The sequence below is a fragment of the Candidatus Amarolinea dominans genome (assembly GCF_016704685.1).
In the GTDB taxonomy this organism is placed as follows: domain Bacteria; phylum Chloroflexota; class Anaerolineae; order SSC4; family Amarolineaceae; genus Amarolinea; species Amarolinea dominans.
Genome location: NZ_JADIZS010000002.1, coordinates 254,060 through 270,814, shown reverse-complemented (window position 1 = coordinate 270,814; position 16,755 = coordinate 254,060). Strand labels below are relative to the sequence as shown.

The 16,755-nt window shown below is 63.4% G+C and carries 14 protein-coding genes; 4 read left to right on the top strand and 10 right to left on the bottom strand.

Features of this window, described 5'->3' with window-relative positions; genetic code table 11:
• Window positions 1–70: 70 nt before the first annotated feature.
• From IPF85_RS02760 to IPF85_RS02720, 9 genes are all read right to left on the bottom strand, one after another.
• Window positions 71–1,711 carry an HD domain-containing phosphohydrolase gene (locus IPF85_RS02760; RefSeq protein WP_343406536.1) on the bottom strand — a complete coding sequence of 547 codons (1,641 nt, stop codon included), beginning with the start codon at window positions 1,709–1,711 and terminating at the stop codon, window positions 71–73.
• Entirely contained in the window at window positions 1,708–2,259 is a 552-nt protein-coding gene (locus tag IPF85_RS02755) for a hypothetical protein (RefSeq protein WP_343406535.1), read from the bottom strand. Before IPF85_RS02755 ends, IPF85_RS02760 begins: the two co-directional genes overlap by 4 nt.
• A gap of 15 nt (window positions 2,260–2,274) precedes the next feature.
• Window positions 2,275–3,825, bottom strand: coding sequence for an acyl-CoA carboxylase subunit beta (locus IPF85_RS02750; protein WP_343406534.1), 1,551 nt, complete (start codon window positions 3,823–3,825; stop codon window positions 2,275–2,277).
• A gap of 21 nt (window positions 3,826–3,846) precedes the next feature.
• Window positions 3,847–4,491 carry a DUF1405 domain-containing protein gene (locus IPF85_RS02745; RefSeq protein WP_343406533.1) on the bottom strand — a complete coding sequence of 215 codons (645 nt, stop codon included), beginning with the start codon at window positions 4,489–4,491 and terminating at the stop codon, window positions 3,847–3,849.
• Entirely contained in the window at window positions 4,485–5,018 is a 534-nt protein-coding gene (locus IPF85_RS02740) for an acyltransferase (RefSeq protein WP_343406532.1), read from the bottom strand. Before IPF85_RS02740 ends, IPF85_RS02745 begins: the two co-directional genes overlap by 7 nt.
• 6 nt (window positions 5,019–5,024) lie before the next feature.
• A complete protein-coding gene (locus IPF85_RS02735) occupies window positions 5,025–6,062 on the bottom strand; it encodes a zinc-binding dehydrogenase (RefSeq protein ID WP_343406531.1) in 1,038 nt (345 codons plus the stop codon).
• Window positions 6,063–6,103: 41 nt separating this feature from the next.
• Window positions 6,104–7,267, bottom strand: a complete 1,164-nt coding sequence (locus IPF85_RS02730) for an acyl-CoA dehydrogenase (protein ID WP_343406530.1) — start codon at window positions 7,265–7,267, stop codon at window positions 6,104–6,106.
• A 171-nt stretch (window positions 7,268–7,438) separates the two neighbouring features.
• On the bottom strand, window positions 7,439–7,732 hold the full coding sequence (locus IPF85_RS02725; RefSeq protein WP_343406529.1) for a hypothetical protein: 294 nt from the start codon (window positions 7,730–7,732) through the stop codon (window positions 7,439–7,441).
• Between the two features lie 125 nt (window positions 7,733–7,857).
• On the bottom strand, window positions 7,858–8,370 hold the full coding sequence (locus IPF85_RS02720; RefSeq protein WP_343406528.1) for an HIT domain-containing protein: 513 nt from the start codon (window positions 8,368–8,370) through the stop codon (window positions 7,858–7,860).
• A 201-nt stretch (window positions 8,371–8,571) separates the two neighbouring features.
• Between IPF85_RS02720 and IPF85_RS02715 the strand changes: the two genes are divergently transcribed.
• From IPF85_RS02715 to IPF85_RS02700, 4 genes are all read left to right on the top strand, one after another.
• On the top strand, window positions 8,572–9,423 hold the full coding sequence (locus IPF85_RS02715) for a biotin--[acetyl-CoA-carboxylase] ligase (RefSeq protein ID WP_343406527.1): 852 nt from the start codon (window positions 8,572–8,574) through the stop codon (window positions 9,421–9,423).
• A gap of 4 nt (window positions 9,424–9,427) precedes the next feature.
• Entirely contained in the window at window positions 9,428–10,735 is a 1,308-nt protein-coding gene (locus IPF85_RS02710; RefSeq protein ID WP_343406526.1) for a hypothetical protein, read from the top strand.
• Between the two features lie 52 nt (window positions 10,736–10,787).
• Entirely contained in the window at window positions 10,788–11,507 is a 720-nt protein-coding gene (locus IPF85_RS02705) for a hypothetical protein (protein WP_343406525.1), read from the top strand.
• Between the two features lie 117 nt (window positions 11,508–11,624).
• Complete coding sequence (locus IPF85_RS02700) at window positions 11,625–13,109, top strand: glycosyltransferase family 39 protein (RefSeq protein WP_343406524.1); 1,485 nt, start codon at window positions 11,625–11,627, stop codon at window positions 13,107–13,109.
• A 349-nt stretch (window positions 13,110–13,458) separates the two neighbouring features.
• Here IPF85_RS02700 and gyrA read toward each other — a convergent pair whose 3' ends face one another.
• On the bottom strand, window positions 13,459–16,563 hold the full coding sequence (gene gyrA / locus IPF85_RS02695) for a DNA gyrase subunit A (protein ID WP_343406523.1): 3,105 nt from the start codon (window positions 16,561–16,563) through the stop codon (window positions 13,459–13,461).
• Between the last annotated feature and the right edge of the window lie 192 nt (window positions 16,564–16,755).

Here is a 16,755-nt window from a genome sequence, read left to right as displayed (position 1 = left end):
AACCGGTGTACGCCCCCGGAGCGGGTCATAGGGCCGGCCGGGTTTGTCGGGGGGGCGGATGCTCCAGGTTTTACCAGCTTGCGACATACTTGAAGTCAGCGGGCACTTCGTGCAGTGCCTCCCAGGCCGCCACAACCGCCGGATCGAACTGTGAACCGGACGCGGCTGCCAGGCGACGCATGGCCTCGCCGTGCGGCATACCTTTACGATAGGGACGATCCATGGTCATGGCATCGTATGAATCGGCCACGCTCAGCGCACGGGCGACAGGTGGAATGGCCTCACCCTTGAGGCCGGCCGGATAACCCCGGCCGTCCCAACGTTCGTGATGATGGCGCAGGAGGGCCAGCGCCTCATCGCTCAGGCCCAGGGCAGCCTGCAGCAGAATCTCCACCCCCTCTTCGGGATGGCGTTTCATCAGATTGAACTCGTCTTCGGTCAAGGCGCCTGGCTTGTTGAGAATCTCCGGCGGCACGCGCATCTTGCCCAGGTCGTGCAAGGGGCCAATGTAGGCCAGGGCGTCTATGCCTGCAGCCGGCAAGTTGAGCTGCCGCGCCAACAGGAGCGCATAACGCACCACCCGATCGCTGTGATCTGCCACCTCTTCTTCCACGGTGTACATATCGAAGAGCAGATCCATGACCTGGCTGAGCAATACGAACGAACGTTCATCTTCGGTCGAGAGCAAGTTGGGCCGTGCCGTGGGTAGCAAACTGCCGCCCTCCAGCAACATGCGCCCCAGGGCCAACTGCAAATGGACGCGGTCGGCCTCGGCCACCATGCCCCGGTGATGGTAGATGCGTTCGGCGCGCTGCAGACAATCGAGGCCGGTCTGGTAGGCGCCGCTGGCCAGGTAGATGTTGCCAATCAGCGCATTGACGTCGGCCACCACGGAGCGGTCGAAATGGAACAACTGGCGCACGTGCATGTCGAGCGCCTGGCTGGCGTAGCGCCAGGCTTCACGCAGTTCGCTGCGGCGGAAGCAGACTTCGGCGCGCATCTGGTGGAAGTAGCTCAGGCGCTCCAGCCAATCGGCATGGGTGGCCGTGCGCGCCAATTCTTCACCTTCGATCAGATACGCTTCGGCTTGCGCATAGTTGCCCAGCAGGATCTCATAGTGGCCCAGATTTTCAAGCAGGGTGATGAGAGCCACCTGGTTGCCCACCGCCCGCGCCAACTCCAGACCTTTCAGGTACAGGTCACGCGCCTGCAGGTACTCGCCAACCAGGGCAAACGAGTTCGCCAGGTTGATATACGCGCGCAGCAAGGTGCGCTGTTCGTGTACCGACAGATCAACCGGCTTGCGCTGCTGCATTTCTGCCAGCGTGTCCAGCGCCTCACGCAGCGCCCAGACTGAATCTACGTAATGATGCTCTTGGGCGGCACAAAAGCCAATGACACTGTAGGCCGTGGCGATTTTCGTCTTGTTGTCGCCGAGGAGCTGTTCGCTCAACTCCAGGCAGTGTCGCGCATTCTGCGCCGCCGCCTCGTAGCTGCCCAGCAGAAAGGCCTGATCCTCAGCCAGGTGGACATAGATGTTGGCCTGCTGCGCCAACATGCCGTGCTGCTCGGCCAGTTTGTTGGCCTCTTGCGCCTTTTCAATGGCCGCGACCGGCAGGCCCTGGCTGGTGAAGTAGGCGCGCGCGCGCAGCAGTTCGACGATTTGCGCCAGGGCTTCGGCGGAGGTCGTTGACGCACCAGGTTCGTTCACAGATTCCCGCCTCGACCATGCAGGGTCACGTACACCAGGTCCGGGCCAAACGGCAAGGGGGCCAGCTCGGCCAGCGCTTGAAGATTGCCAAAGGTCTCTTCCGTGCTGCGCAAGCAGCACTGTTGAATCTCCTGCACGATGGCGGTCAGGGGTTGACCCAACAGGCGCGTGTCTGATTCGGCCATGACGGCGGTCAGCACCACCAGACCGCTGACCCACAGCCCGTGCAGCGGCAGTTCGCTGTTGTCTGGCAGGCAGGTAAAGCGCACGGACAGGCCGCAATCCACCTCGAATTCGAGCAGGGTGTCATCGTCCACCTGGAAATCGGTGATCGCGGTGACCACACCGGCTAACGCGTAGACGCCCGGGGCCAATGCCACCAGGCGCGGCTTGCCCTGCACGGCACGGTGCAACTGGCCCAGGCCACCCTCTTCGCCGAAGGTGACGGCGCCGCCATCGGGGATGACGGTGATGAGCGAGCCAGGGCGGAGGCTAGGATAACCAGCGGCGGCAAATTGCCAGCCAGGTAGTTCGATCGTGAGTTGCATAAGAGTGGGCGACTTTCAGAGCGGAATGTTACCGTGCTTTTTCGGCGGGTTCGTGTCGCGCTTGTTTTGCAGCATCTCCAGCGCGTTGATCAGCCGCGGCCGCGTTTCCCGCGGCTCGATGACATCATCAATGTAACCGCGGCTGGACGCCACATAGGGATTGGCAAATTTGGCGCGATACTCCGCTACCAGGCGCGCTTTTTCGGCCTCCGAATCCGCGGCCTCCATCAACTGGCGTCGGAAGATGATGTTGACCGCACCCTCCGGCCCCATCACCGCAATTTCGGCCGTGGGCCAGGCCAGGTTGAGGTCGCCGCGAATGTGTTTGCTGCTCATCACGCAGTAGGCGCCGCCGTATGCCTTGCGCGTGATGACCGTGATCTTGGGCACCGTGGCCTCGCACAGCGCGTAGAGCAGTTTGGCGCCGTTGCGGATGATCCCGCCATGCTCCTGGGCCGTACCCGGCATGAAACCGGGCACATCCTCGAAGACCACGATCGGAATGTTGAAACAGTCACAGAAACGAACGAAGCGCGCCGCCTTCCAGGATGCGTCTATGTCGAGTACGCCGGCCAGCACCATCGGTTGATTGGCAACCAGGCCCACGGTACGACCGCCCAGGCGCGCGAAACCGATCAGGATGTTGCGCGCAAAGTGCTCATGCACCTCCAGTAGATCGCCATCGTCCACGATGCGCTGCAGAATATCCCTCATGTCATAAGGCTTGTTCGGGTTGTCGGGCACTAACTGATCCAGCGCCGCATCCATGCGCAGCGGATCGTCACTGGCGGTGCGCCGAGGCGGGTCTTCCAGGTTGTTCTGCGGGAAGAATCTCAGCAGCTTCTGACTGAGGAACATGGCCTCTTCTTCACCTTCGGCCACGAAGTGCGCCACCCCGCTCTTGTTGGCATGAACCAGGGCGCCACCCAACGTCTCGAAGGTCACATCTTCGTGCGTCACGGTTTTCACCACCTCCGGCCCGGTGACGAACATGTAGCTGGAGTCCTTGACCATGATGATGAAGTCGGTGATGGCTGGCGAATAGACGGCGCCGCCGGCACAGGGGCCGAGAATGACCGATATCTGCGGCAGCACGCCGGAGGCCAGGGTGTTACGCAGGAAGATGTCGGCGTAACCGCCCAGGGAAACCACCCCTTCCTGGATACGAGCGCCGCCGGAATCGTTCAGCCCCACCACCGGTGCGCCATTCTTGAGGGCGAGATCCATCACTTTGCAGATTTTTTCGGCATGCGCCTGCGACAGGGACCCGCCAAATACGGTGAAGTCCTGGGAATAGACAAAAGTCAGGCGTCCATCAATCGTGCCGTAGCCTGTCACCACACCATCACCCAGGATGAGCTGATCGGCCAGGCCGAAGTCAGTGATGCGGTGGGTAACGAACATGTCAAGTTCGCGGAAGCTCCCTTTGTCCAGCAGAAGTTCCAGGCGCTCACGCGCCGTGAGCCGGCCTTTTTCGTGCTGACGGGCGATGCGCTCGGCGCCGCCCCCCAGCGTGGCCTGCTCTTTCAACTCACGTAGTTCTTTGATCTTTGGGTCGAGCGTCACTGGCCTGACCTCCAGTCGAGATTAGGATTTGCTACCAGATGCTTGCAACACGGGCGCCTTGCGTGCAGCCAGGAAGGCCACCCACGCGCACAACAACCACGTCATGCTGATCGTATGCCACTGCATGAGCCATAAAGGCACGCTTGGATAGAAGAACGGGTATTCGCCCAGGCCGTAATCCACAAAATCACTGAGCACAAACCAGGCCAGGGCGACCAACACATGACGCATTTCGGCACGGAACTGCGTCAACAAAAAGATACCTTGCGTAATCATACCGAGGTGGGCGACGGTCATGATGACACCTTCCAGGGTGATGGGGGCGCCCACGTTCCAGTACGTAAGCCAAAAAGTGACCGTCCACACGCCATACTTGATCAAACCGATGGCGGTCACGGCGTAGAACCAGTTCCAGTCCCTGTGGCGGCGTAAGCCGATGTACGCCAGCACAAAGAGGAACGCAAAGAGCGGGCAGTCAGGGATGAACACCCAGAGCAGGGGTGACGGCGCGCCCAGGCCGTTCTTGCCGACCATGAAATGCGGGCCATACCAGTAGACTGTGCCCACGATAAAACCGATCAGGTTCAGGCTGATGATCGTCCAGGCCAGGTCGCGGCGCTGCAATAGATCGAAAAGTTGTCGCAGGGGCCGATTGACATTCAACATAGCTCAGCTCTCCGCTCCCCGCTCTCAGCTTCAGCCAGCACCCGAACAGGCACGCCGCCCACGGTGGCGCCGGGTGAAACGTCCCTGTTGACCAGGCTCATGGCCGATACCACGGCGCCATCACCGATGATGATCCCCGGCAGGATGGTGCAGTTCGCGCCAATGACGACGTTGCGCCCGATCACCACCGGCCCTTTACGCCATTCCCGCTGCAGATACTCGTGCGCCAGAATGACCGTGTTGTAGCCGATGATCGAATTGGCGCCGATCGTGATCTCTTCGGGAAAAAAGACATCGAACACCGCGGCAAGTCCCACCGATACATCCTCGCCGATGGTCACGCCGACGGCCTGGTACAGGCGTCGTTTGACATGCAGCCACGGCAGGTAGCGTGCTGTGTAGATGACCAACCAGTTGCGCACCACCCGCCAAAAGGGAACTGTGCTGTACAGGTGCTGCAGCGTGTTGCGTTCATCAGGGGATGGGCGAATCTGCAGACGGTCATGGCGTCTGTTGCTCGGTGTCATAACGGCTTATCCGATCTCCACGACGAGCTTGCCGAAGTGCTGGTCGGTCATCATGCGTGCCAGCGCCGCCGGGTACGCCTGCAACGGGAAAACTTCGTCTACCGCCACCTTGATCTTACCCGCGAAGATCAGGGTCATCACCTTGTTGAAGTCCGCCTGACTGCCCATGGTGGAGCCGATGATGTGCAGTTGACGGGCAAAGACGAGATTGATGGGCGTGACCGCATTGTAGCCGGCCGTGCCGCCCACCGTCAACAGGCGGCCGCCGGCGCCCAGGCTGCGCAGGCTGTTGAGCCAGGTGGGTTCCCCCACATTGTCAACCACCACGTTGACGCCGCGCCGGTTGGTTCTGGCCCACACCGCCTTGCCCCAATTGGGCTGCACGCTGCGATCAATGGCCCAATCGGCGCCCAGGGCCAGCGCGGCCTCGGCCTTGGCGGCATCACCGGCTATGACAAAGACGGTGGCGCCGGCAAATTTTGCCAGTTGCACCGCTGCCGTGTTGACGCCCCCGCCCGCGCCGACAATCAGCACACTTTCGCCCGCTTGCAGGTTGCCCTTGGTGAACAGCATGCGCCAGGCAGTGACGAAAACCACCGGCGCCGCGGCCGCCGCCAGCAGATCGGCGTCATCCGGCACGGCCAGCAGATTGCGTGCCGGTACGCGCACGTACTCGGCGTAGTTGCCGGGCGCATGTTCACCCAGCATCGCAAACTCGTCACAGTAGGGGTGTTCGCCGGCCACGCAATAGGCACACTTGCCACACCACAGCGTGGGATTGTAGGTCACCCGCTGACCGATCTGCCAGCCGCTGACGCGTTCGCCCAGAGCGGCAAGCGTACCGGCGCCGTCAGAGCCGAGAATGTGCGGCATTTTGAGCTGCAGGCCGGCCCAACCCCTGCGCACGAAGTTGTCCAGCCGATTGAGCGCAGCATAGCGCACCTTCACCAGTACATCGTCCGCACCGATTTCAGGTACCGGAATATCCTCCCGGTATTGCAGCACTTCGGGGCCGCCGTGTTCGTAAAATACAACCGCTTTCATTGTTTACTTTGTTTACTTTGTCTACTTTGTTTACTTTCGATTCAACGCAGTCCCAGTTCGCTGCGGGCAATCACCAGTCGTTGCACTTCGCTGGTGCCTTCGTAGATCTCAGTGACCTTGGCATCGCGGAAATAGCGCTCCAGCGGCATCTCCTTGCTGTAACCCATCCCACCGTGAATCTGAATGGCCTGATGCGTCACGAACATGGCCGTCTCACTGGCGTGCAACTTGGCCATGGCCGCCTCCAGCGTGTAGCGTCCGCCGGTTTCTTTGGCCGCCATCTTTGCCTGCGCAGCATTGTAGATGAGCAGGCGGCTGGCTTCGATGCGGGTCTTCATGTCGGCAATCTTCCATTGGATGCCCTGAAATTCACCGATGGCCCGACCAAACGCCTGGCGCTCACGGGCGTAGAGCACACTGGCCTCGTACGCGGCTTCGGCCACGCCCAGCGCTTGCGACGCAATGCCAATGCGCCCAGTGTCCAGCACCGTCATGGCGATGCGGAAACCCTGACCCGGCTGGCCGATCATGTTTTCGGCCGGGCAGCGGTAATCCTCGAAGATCAACTCCGACGTGGCGCTGGCCCGAATGCCCAGTTTTGGTTCTACCTTGCCCGGGCTGAAGCCGGGCCGGTCGGTTTCGATGACGAACGCCGAAATACCATTGTGGCGCTTCTCCGGCTCGGTCATTGTAAAGAGCACCACATAATCGGCTACCGGCCCGCTGGTGACCCACGATTTGCGGCCATTGATGACGTAGTGGCTGCCGTCCGCACTGCGCACCGCACGACTGATCATACTGCCGGCGTCCGAACCGGACATCGGTTCGGTGAGCGCGTACGCGCCAATGGCCTGTCCGCTGGCAATCGGCGCCAGGTATTTCTGTTTTTGCGCCTCGCTGCCAAATTTGAGCAAGCCGTGGCCATAGAGCGAGTTGTTGACCGACAGGATGGTGCTGGTGGCGACATCGGCTTTGGCCACTTCTTCGATAGCCAACACATAGGATAACGTGTCCAGCCCGGCGCCGCCGTATTCTTCCGGCACCTCGATGCCCATCAGGCCCAGGGCGCCCAATTTCTTCACGATCTCGTAGGGGAATTCCCCGGTCTCATCGTGGTGGGCCGCAACCGGCGCAATTTCCTTGCGCGCAAAGTCGCGCGCCATATCACGAATCATGCGTTGCTCGTCATTGAGCCTAAAGTCCATTTCTGACCTCCATTGATATCTCTCGGCTGATATCTCTCGGCTGATATCTCTCGGCTGATATCTCTCGGCTGATATCTCTCGGCCTCTATTAGCCTTTGTTGAACTGCGAGCACTGAATGCCTGCGTCCCGGATCAGGTTTGGAGCCAGCAGGTGGCATGCCGGCGCACAGCCTAGCTGCCGGTGATCAGAACCGCCAGCATCGCCCATACAAGCCCGCAGCCCAGGAAGACGCCAAGTAGCACGGGGAGCGCGATCAGGGTGGCGACCAGGTTGCCGGCCGACCTGCCGTCTGATCGCGACAAGGCAAACGCCAGGCCAAAACTGATGGCCAGGGTGAGGATGCCGGCAATGAGTTGAGCGATCCCTGGGGTTGTTCCCATCACAGCCGTCAACAGGTAGAGAACGGCAGCGCCAACGATCAAACCGCAACTGGCGCTTAACAGGGCAATGCCTAATCGTTTCAAGCGGGTGTTCCTCTCGCGAGACAGTGAGATAGATTCATTTTACACGATCCGGGGAAAAATCACAAGGCAAATTAGCGGAAATCAGCAGAAACTAGCAGAAATCAGAAGAAAGGAGAGCCTGCCCTTCACCGGCGGGGATCAGGTGGCGCCATGGGGTCGAGCACAGCCAGCAAGCGCTCATAGGTAGTTTCCAGCGCCTCCGGGATGACGCGTGTGCGGCCGGTCACCGTCATGTAGTTGGTGTCCGCACCCCAGCGCGGCACGATGTGCATGTGGACATGCTCCGCCACTCCCGCGCCGGCCACAGCGCCCAGGTTGACGCCCAGGTTGAAGCCGTGCGGCTTGAGCGCCTGACGCAGCGCAGCCAACCCCTGGTTGGTCATGACCATCATCTCGGTCAGCGTCTCCACGGGCAGATCTTCGACGCTGGACCGATGGGCGAAGGGGGCAACCAACAAATGACCATTGTTATAGGGATACAGGTTCATCATCAAATAGTTGTACCGCCCGCGCAACAAGATCAACTCGTCGCGGTCGTGCGCACCGGCAGGCTTGTCACAGAAGATACAGCCGACGATCGGTTGCTGGGAATGACTACGAATGTAGCTCATGCGCCACGGCGCCCACAGGATTGACATGGTGATGCTACCTTCCAGAACGGTTTCTCGTCCCAACCCGTGTCTCGACTGTCGTGCCCGAAATCAGGGTTCTCGATTGCCGGATGATGTCCGAAGTCGCTGGATACGCTTGCAGTGTACCAGATATGCCGCGCAGCGTCAACTCAGAACCAGACCGTGCTGTTTGCGGAAGCTACCTTTCTTGACCTGGCAGCAGAACCGATGTATCGTATGGGCATGACGCATGACTTACAGACGCTGCCCGATGATTTGACCACGGCGCTGCGCGCGGGCCGACCGTTGACCCTGCCGACACGCCGCCTGGGCCACCCGTTGCGCTACCTGCCCATCGTGCCCTCCACCCAGCCGCTCGTGCATATCGCCGCGCAGCAAGGCGCCGGCGATGGCTTCGTGCTGCTGACCGACGCGCAGACGGCCGGCAAGGGACGCCTGGGACGCGTCTGGCAGGCGCCATCTGGCTCCAGCCTGTTGCTCTCCATGCTTTTTCGCCCCGCGCTTGGCGCGCCGCAAGGCCCCCGTTTGACCATGTGCGTGGGTCTGGGCGCCGCGGCCGCGGTGGAAGAGGTTACCGGGCTGCCTGTGCAGTTGAAGTGGCCCAACGATCTCCTTCTGCACGGGAAAAAGCTGGCGGGCGTGCTGACCGAAACTCAGTTGGAGGGCGATCGCATCGCCTACGCGGTCGTGGGGCTGGGGCTGAACGTCAACCTGGCGCTGCCGGCCGACCACGAACTGGCGCCGACCGCCATCAGCCTTTCCCAGGCGTTGGGGCAGCCTGTCAGCCGGCTGGCGCTCTTGCAGGCGCTCCTGCGTCACATCGAGGACCATTACACACGCCTGCAAGCAGGACATTCACCCTATGCCGCGTGGGCGCAGCGGATGGCATACTACGGACAGACCGTGCAGGTGACGCTGCCGGACACGACGCTCACCGGCACGGTGGCAGGTGTCAATCCCGACGGCGCTCTGCTCGTTCAGGACGCGGCCGGCCTGACTCACACCGTATGGGCAGGCGATGTGCTGTTGTTGCACAAGAAAATAGCAGACGATAGGTAGCTCCATGAGCATTCAGTTCGATTGGCATGATTCTGAAGACGAGCGCTGGCGTCATGGGGATGGCGACCACCGCCCGGCCCGGCACGATTGGCGACCGCCTGAGGACCAGGAGTCGGCGCCGCCTGCCGCATCGGCCCTCCCGCAAAAGCCAAAGGGGCGCCAGGTTGCCTCGCAGCACACCACGCATTGGGAAGCCACGCGCGTCGTGCGCTATCTCGGCCTGGGCGCCCTGATCGGCACGATCATCAGCCTGGGCGTGATCTATGCTGTGGCTCAGCGTAATCGTGAGATCGCACGGGCCGACCTGCAGGCAGTCATCACCGTCGAGGCCAACGCGCTGGCGGCCGGTGATGAAGAGATCTTCCTTACGTTTCAGGATGACAGCGATGCCGCCTGGCAAAATCTGCAAAAAACGCAGATGGATCAACTGAGCAGCAGCGCCGTCAGCGCGACGTTGACCCTGGAAGACTTCATCCTGACCGGCGATGTCGCGTGGGCCACGGTACGCTATCAGCACGACCAGGTAGATTATCAACGCATCCAGTTCTACCGGCTGGTTGCGGGCCATTGGAAACGCACCGCGCCCGACACTGCGTATTGGGGCGAGGAGCGGAGCCTCGAAACCCGACACCTGATCTTTCACTACCGTGAAAAGGACGAGGCGCTGGTCAAGGCCCTCAGTGACCTGGCCGAGGATTTCTACAGCCGGACGCATCTCGATTTCAACGTGGGCGCCAGCCCGCAGCTTGAGTTTTACCTCGATGCGGACGCACCACCCACGCAGGCGCGCTTCGATGAGGGGCGCTTTCACCTGTCGTCACCGCAGCTCAGTGGCGTGCGCCTCGACGGTCAACTGCCAGCAGAGCTGGTGGAGACTGTCGCGTATGACATCAGTTTGCGCCTGGCCATGGAGAAGTCGGGGCTGTTCCTGCGCACGCGCAACTTCGCCAATGGCAACTGGGTGTTGCTGCAAGGGGTGGTCTTCTGGCAACTGCAGCGCCTTGTGCCCGACAACGCGATGACCGCAGGCCTCAGCGAACAGTTCGGAACTGTCGCCTCCCAGGGGCAGTTCTTGCCCATCAGTGCCCTGTGGCCGCCATTTCGCTACGGCAGCATCGAACGCACCTCGCAGGCGCTGGGCCAGTCCTACCAGGTGGTCACCTATCTGGCTAACAGCACCGACCCCGGTCGCATTCCCGTCCTCCTGCGCGCCCTGGGTGACGGTCTGTCGCCCAGCGACACGATGCAGCGTCTGGGTCTCGACCTGCGTGAATTCGAGCAGCAGTGGCGCGCTTATGCGTTGGCGCCCTGATGGTCATCTGCACTCATGGCCCCAAGCGCGGGCTTGCCGATGTGTGAATATAGTGATTCGATTCTTTCTTGATTGTTACCGCCATCTTACTGCGCTCGTGGCGCGGTCCGCGGCTGAACGTCGGCTGCAGGCGCCTGCCACCGCAACGCACGGTGCGCGCAGCTTGCTGTGGCTGGTGCTGGCTTCTCTGTTGATCGGCCTGCAACTTGAAGCCGGTCGCGCCGCGCCATTGCCTTTTCAATCGAATTCCACGAACCCCACCGCGACGCCCACGCCCACCATCACCCCGACCTGGACACCCTCGTTCACCCCAGGCGCCGTGACCGATACACCGATGCCGACGCCGACGGCCACTCCCCTGCCCGCAGCCACCCCGCCGACACCCACGCCCACGCTGCCTGGGCCGACGGCTTTCGTTACCGCGACTCTTACCGCGACTCTGCCTGCCCTGACCGACACGCCTACCCCGGCCAGTCCCGATACGCCGCCGCCCCCAACCGAGGTGATGACACCCACCGCTCTACCTGCCCTTCTACCTGCGACCTTGCTGCCCGCCGTGGTTGCACCACCGCTGCCGCGGCCGCCTGCCACCGATGGCCTCGTGCAGCCCGCCACACCCACACCGCCCGTTGCATCCGCGGGTGAAGCCGGCCTGTTCGCGCAAACCCTCATCCAGGCGCTCAGTTTCGTCTGGCTGGGCTGCGGCATTCTCGTGATCCTGGGCCTCGGCTCCGGGCTGTTCTTCCTGCTGCGGCGCGGGCCGGCCGAGTAAGCTGCCATGCACCGGCCGCCACGCTCAACTCAACCCGCCGCCGCGCTGACAGTCGCCCGGTCGCCGGCCAGCCGGGAGCGCCCTCACCCCTTCCCCTCTCCCAGCGGGAGAGGGGCCATGGGTGAGGGTCGCCGCCGTCACCCATGGCTCTTGTGGGCCATCATCCTGCTCGCCTTTGCCCTGCGCGTCTATCACCTTGATTTTCAGAGCCTGTGGCGTGATGAAGTGGACGCCCTGCGCTTTGCCACGCGCCCGTTGGCGCAACTCCTGGACACGTTCACGAAGCCCGGGGAAAACGGGCCTCTCTTCTTCCTGCTCCTGCGCCCCTGGCTGCAGGTCTTCGGCCAGAGCGAGACCGCCCTGCGCTTCCCTTCTGTGCTTTGGGGAACCCTCAGCGTGCCGCTGACCTGGGTGCTGGCGCGGCGTCTGCTGCGTTTTGGCGCCACAGCGACGGCGCACGCGGGCGCGGCCGGCGTCTCCACCCTGGCGATGCTGCTCACCGCCACGTCGCCCTACCTGGTGTGGTACAGCCAGGAGGGCAAGATGTACGCCCTGGTGGTGGCGCTGGCGCTGGGCAGCGTGTTGGCCCTCCTGTGGGCCTTGACGGCCGCGGCCGCGGGCGTGCGCCTGCGCTGGTTGGTTTATATTGCGCTGACCAGCCTGGGCTTCTATCTGCATGTGATGTTCGTGCTGCTGCTGCCGGTGCATGCGGTGCTCTTTGCCCTGGGTTGGCCGTCCACGCGACGGCATTGGCGCGGCGCGCTGCTGGCTCTGGCCAGTTTCGTCTTGCCCTATCTCCCCCTGGTCTGGTGGCAATGGCGGCTGTTCACCTCACCCACGTTCGACCCCGGCTTCAGCCCCGTGTCCCTACCGAGGATGTTCGCCATTCTGCTGGTGGCTTTTGGCCGCGGTATGCGCGGTGTGCCCACCATCGGCCTGGTGAGCGTCTGGGTATTTCTGCTGTTGGCGGCCCTGCTGCTGGCGGGCGGTAAACCAGGCTCCTGGCGACGGCCGGTCATCATACTGGCGGCCTGGCTGCTGGTACCGCCGCTGCTGCTCTTTGTCATCACCCTGCGTGTCCCGCTGTTCAACGACCGCTACCTGATCTACCTCGGCCCGGCGTTCTATCTGCTGAGTGCGGTTGGCGCCTACCTGGTGGCCCAGCGCAGCCGCGCCCTCGCGGCCGGCGCGCTCCTGTTGGCGCTGAGTCTCAACCTGGTGGGCGTGGGCGGCCAGGCCGTGACGCCCATCAAGGCCGACTTTCGGACCGCGGCCGCGTTCGTGCAGGCGCAGCGTGGCCCGACCGATGTGCTGATCTTCCTGCACCCCTACAGTCGCTTCACCTTCGCCTATTACGCGGGCTGGGATTACGCCTGGCGTGAGGCGCCGTTCACTAACGACCGCCAGCGCGTGTCACTCGACAGCACCGGCGCGGTCCTGACCCGGCTGGTGCAAGGGGCCGACCACGTCTGGTTGATCGAATCGGAGGCAGAGACGTGGGATCGGCGCGCTTTCAATCGGCAGTGGCTGGACGCGCACGGAGAGCCGGTGGTCACGCATGCGGTTACCGGGGTGCGCGTCACGCGCTGGGCGCTGCGCTGAGTCGCTCTCCGTGGCGACGCCGCGCCGCTCCCTTCATGGTTTGACACGTTTGACTTTTGGCGCTTTGGGCGATGGCGGTTCTTGGGCGGCCGCGCTGGCCTTGCTTACACTGCTTACCCTGACCGGCTTCTCGGTGATGGCCGCGGGCGCGGCGGCGGAGAGGCGGAGAAGGGGAGAGGGGGAGATGCGGAGAGGCGTGGACTTGCCCGGTTTGGCCGGGGGAACCGCCGCTGGGGCCGGCGCCGCAGGCACAGATTTGGGCGCGGCCGCGGTCTTGCCTGGCTTGGCTGCGCTGGCAGCCGGGCGCCGCGGCTGCGGTTTGCTCAGCGGCCGTGTGTCACGGCGGCAGCTACCGGCGCGGACTTGGGCGCGGCCGCGGTCTTGCCTGGCTTGGCTGCGGGCGCGGCCGCTGCTGGCACGGGCGGCAGCACGGCGGACGCGGCTTGCCTGGCTGCCGGCCGCGCTGCGGCGCGGCTGTTGCTGTCACGGGCGCGGCGGCCACCGGCGCGGACTTGGCGGCGGCCGACCCGCCTGGCTTGGCTGCGGGCGCGACTGTTGCTGTCACGGGCGCGGCGGCCACCGGCGCGGACTTGGGCGCGGCAGCCACCGGCGCGGACTTGGGCGCGGCGGCTGACTTGCCTGGCTTGGCTGCGGGCGCGACTGTTGCTGTCACGGGCGCGGCGGCCCCCGGCGCGGACTTGGGCGCGGCCGCTGACTTGCCTGGCTTGGCTGCGGGCGCGACTGTTGCTGTCACGGGCGCGGCGGCGGTGGTCTTGCCCGGCCCAGGCGCGATCGTTGTCACGGGCGCGGCGGCGGTGGACTTGCCCGGCTTGGCTGCGGGCGCAGTCCTGGCTGCGGCGGCCGGCGCCTCCCTGCCTGACGGTAGGGCCAGGGTCAACTGGCGCTCGGCTGCGGGCTGCGCCTGACCCTTCGCCCCGCGCGCGGCACTGCTTGGCGGTCGGTTAGCGGCCGGGGGAGTCTCTCTGGTCTCACCTGGCTCAGCGCTCCCCCCCTGACCCACCACCAGCAGTCCGCTCACCTGTTCGCCGCGGGCCAGGGACAGCAGCGCCTTGCCCTGCGTGTTGCGTCCGGCCAGCGGCACATCGGCCAGGGCCAGGACGTGCCATGACGCTTGACTGGCGCCCAGCGCCAGCAGGCCCCCCGGCGCGGCCACGGCCGCCTGTGCCAGCTTACCGGAACGAGCGTTGAGGCTGTGCGCGACGACGCCGCTGCCGGCGCGGCCTTGCGTGGGAAAATCGCCCAGCGCGCTGCGCTTCAGGTAGCCCAGTTCGCTCACTGTCAGCAGTTCGGCCGCGGGCGCGGCCAACCCTGCGTGGATGACCTGATCCTTGTTGCCCAGTTTGATGGCGTTGACGCCGCCCGCGGGCAGACCGACGGGACGCACATCCTCGTCCTTGAAGCGAATGGCCTGCCCTTGGCGGGTGACGAGCAGCAGCTCGCTGCCGGCCGGCGCCAGCATGACCCAGCCCAGTTCGTCCTTGTCATCCAGATTGAAAACGACGGTTGGCTCCAGGTTGACGCTGTCCAGGAAATCGTTCAGCGCCACGCGCTTGATCCGGCCCTGCCGCGAAACCAGTACCAGGAAACTATCGCCGTTGAGATTGCGGGGTATGGTGACGATGGCCGCGATGCGGTCGCGCCGCGTGAAGCCGCTGAGATCGGCCCAGTGACTGCCGCTGCCCTGATTGCCCTGATTAACCTCGTTAACCTGGTGCAGCCCCAGGCGTACGCTGCGGCCATCGCGACTGAACAGCGCCAGGACGTGGCGGGTGTTGGCGCGCAGTAGCGCCAGGTCGCTGTTGGCTGCCAGGCTGCGCAGCATGGCGGGCTTCAGTTCCTCCAGCGGGCGGCGGGCAAGCGTGCCTTCGCGGGCCGCCATCACCCACACGTCCTGGTCGGGCAAGAGGTCCTGCGCGCTCATTTTGCCTTTGGCCCGTTCTACAATCTGCGTGCGGCGGGCGTCGCCGTACGTGGCCTTGAGTTGGCGCAGTTCCTCTTGAATCAGGGCCAGCATCTTGCCCTGCGAGGCCAGCAGCGCCTCCAGGCTGGCAATCAGGCGCAGTAATTCCTTGTGCTCCTGCTCCAGTTTTTGCTGTTCCAACTGCGCCAGGCGTTTGAGCGGCATGTCGAGGATGGCCTGCGCCTGAACTTCACTCAGTTGAAAGCGACCCATCAGGTTGGTGCGCGCGGTCTCGGCGGTGCGCGAACTGCGAATGATCTGAATGACCTCGTCCAGGTTCTTGAGCGCGATCAACAGTCCTTGGATGATGTGCGCCCGCGCGCGGGCGCGGGTCAGATCGAACTCCGTGCGGCGCCGAATGATCTCGCGACGATGCTCGATGTAGTGGGTCAGGATTTTCTTGAGCGACAGCAGGCGTGGCTCACCGTCCACCAGGGCCAGCAAGGAGACGGCAAACGTCTGCTGCATGGGCGTCAGGCGGAAAAGGTCGTTCAGAATTTGCTGTGCGTTCACCGTGCGCGTGAGTTCGATGGCGATGCGCATCCCTGTGCGATCAGATTCGTCGCGCAGGTCGCTGATGCCTTCCAGGCGGCCATCGCGCACCAACTCGGCGATGCGCTCCAGCAGGCGCGTCTTGTTGGTCATGTAGGGCAGCTCGGTGACCACGATGCGATTGCGGTTGCGGCTCATCTCTTCCAGGTGCGCTTTGGCCTGGATGACGAAGCGCCCCTTGCCCACGGCATAGCTCTGAGCGATGAGGTCTTCCTGCTCGCCGGTGGCGGTACCGCCATAACGGAAGACCAGCCCACCGGTGGGAAAGTCCGGGCCTTGGATGAACTGCATGAGGTCTTCGATGCTGACATCGTCCATACGTTGGACGTTGTCAATCAGATAGATCAGCGCGTCGCAGACTTCGCCGATGTTGTGCGGCGGCACGTTGGTGGCCATGCCAACGGCAATGCCGCTGGCGCCGTTGACGAGCAGATTGGGCAGGAGGGCCGGCAGGATGATAGGCTCGCGCAGCGATTCGTCAAAGTTGGGGCCAAAGGGCACGGTGTCTTTGTCCAGATCAGCCAGCACGGTGGAGGCAATGCGCGCCAGGCGGGCCTCGGTGTAGCGCATGGCCGCGGCGTTGTCGCCATCTACGGAGCCGAAGTTGCCCTGGCCGTCCACCAACATGTAGCGCAGGGAGAAATCTTGCGCCATGCGCACCATCGCCTCATACACCGCGGCGTCGCCATGCGGATGGTACTTGCCCAACACTTCACCGACGATGCGGGCGCTCTTTTTGTGCGTCCGGTCATGGCTCAAGCCCATGTCATGCATGGCGTAGAGAATGCGCCGATGCACCGGTTTGAGTCCATCGCGCACGTCGGGGAGCGCACGGGCGACGATGACGCTCATCGCGTAATCCAGGTAAGCCGTCTGCATTTCCTGGTCAATGTCAATGGGTTTGATAATACCGATATTCATAGGTGGTTCCATCTACTGCTATGGCGCGTGTTTTGAGCTACATGCAAACTGGTAAGATACTAAGGGTCGGGTAGTAGTGGGCGTGCAGGTGATATCCGGGTGGAACGCCCCTGCGGCCCGAATTCATTCGGCGGCCGTAATCGGCGCCGGATGCCTGAGCGGTTACGTTTTCTTCAAAAATGAGTCAGCCAA

Bases quoted from the DNA above. Each gene is read 5' to 3' on its own strand.
- IPF85_RS02755 (WP_343406535.1), bottom strand. From the start codon at position 2,259: ATGCAACTCACGATCGAACTACCTGGCTGGCAATTTGCCGCCGCTGGT.
- IPF85_RS02745 (WP_343406533.1), bottom strand. From the start codon at position 4,491: ATGTTGAATGTCAATCGGCCCCTGCGACAACTTTTCGATCTATTGCAG.
- IPF85_RS02740 (WP_343406532.1), bottom strand. From the start codon at position 5,018: ATGACACCGAGCAACAGACGCCATGACCGTCTGCAGATTCGCCCATCC.
- IPF85_RS02735 (WP_343406531.1), bottom strand. From the start codon at position 6,062: ATGAAAGCGGTTGTATTTTACGAACACGGCGGCCCCGAAGTGCTGCAA.
- IPF85_RS02730 (WP_343406530.1), bottom strand. From the start codon at position 7,267: ATGGACTTTAGGCTCAATGACGAGCAACGCATGATTCGTGATATGGCG.
- IPF85_RS02720 (WP_343406528.1), bottom strand. From the start codon at position 8,370: ATGTCAATCCTGTGGGCGCCGTGGCGCATGAGCTACATTCGTAGTCAT.
- IPF85_RS02715 (WP_343406527.1), top strand. From the start codon at position 8,572: ATGTATCGTATGGGCATGACGCATGACTTACAGACGCTGCCCGATGAT.
- IPF85_RS02710 (WP_343406526.1), top strand. From the start codon at position 9,428: ATGAGCATTCAGTTCGATTGGCATGATTCTGAAGACGAGCGCTGGCGT.
- IPF85_RS02700 (WP_343406524.1), top strand. From the start codon at position 11,625: ATGGGTGAGGGTCGCCGCCGTCACCCATGGCTCTTGTGGGCCATCATC.
- gyrA (WP_343406523.1), bottom strand. From the start codon at position 16,563: ATGAATATCGGTATTATCAAACCCATTGACATTGACCAGGAAATGCAG.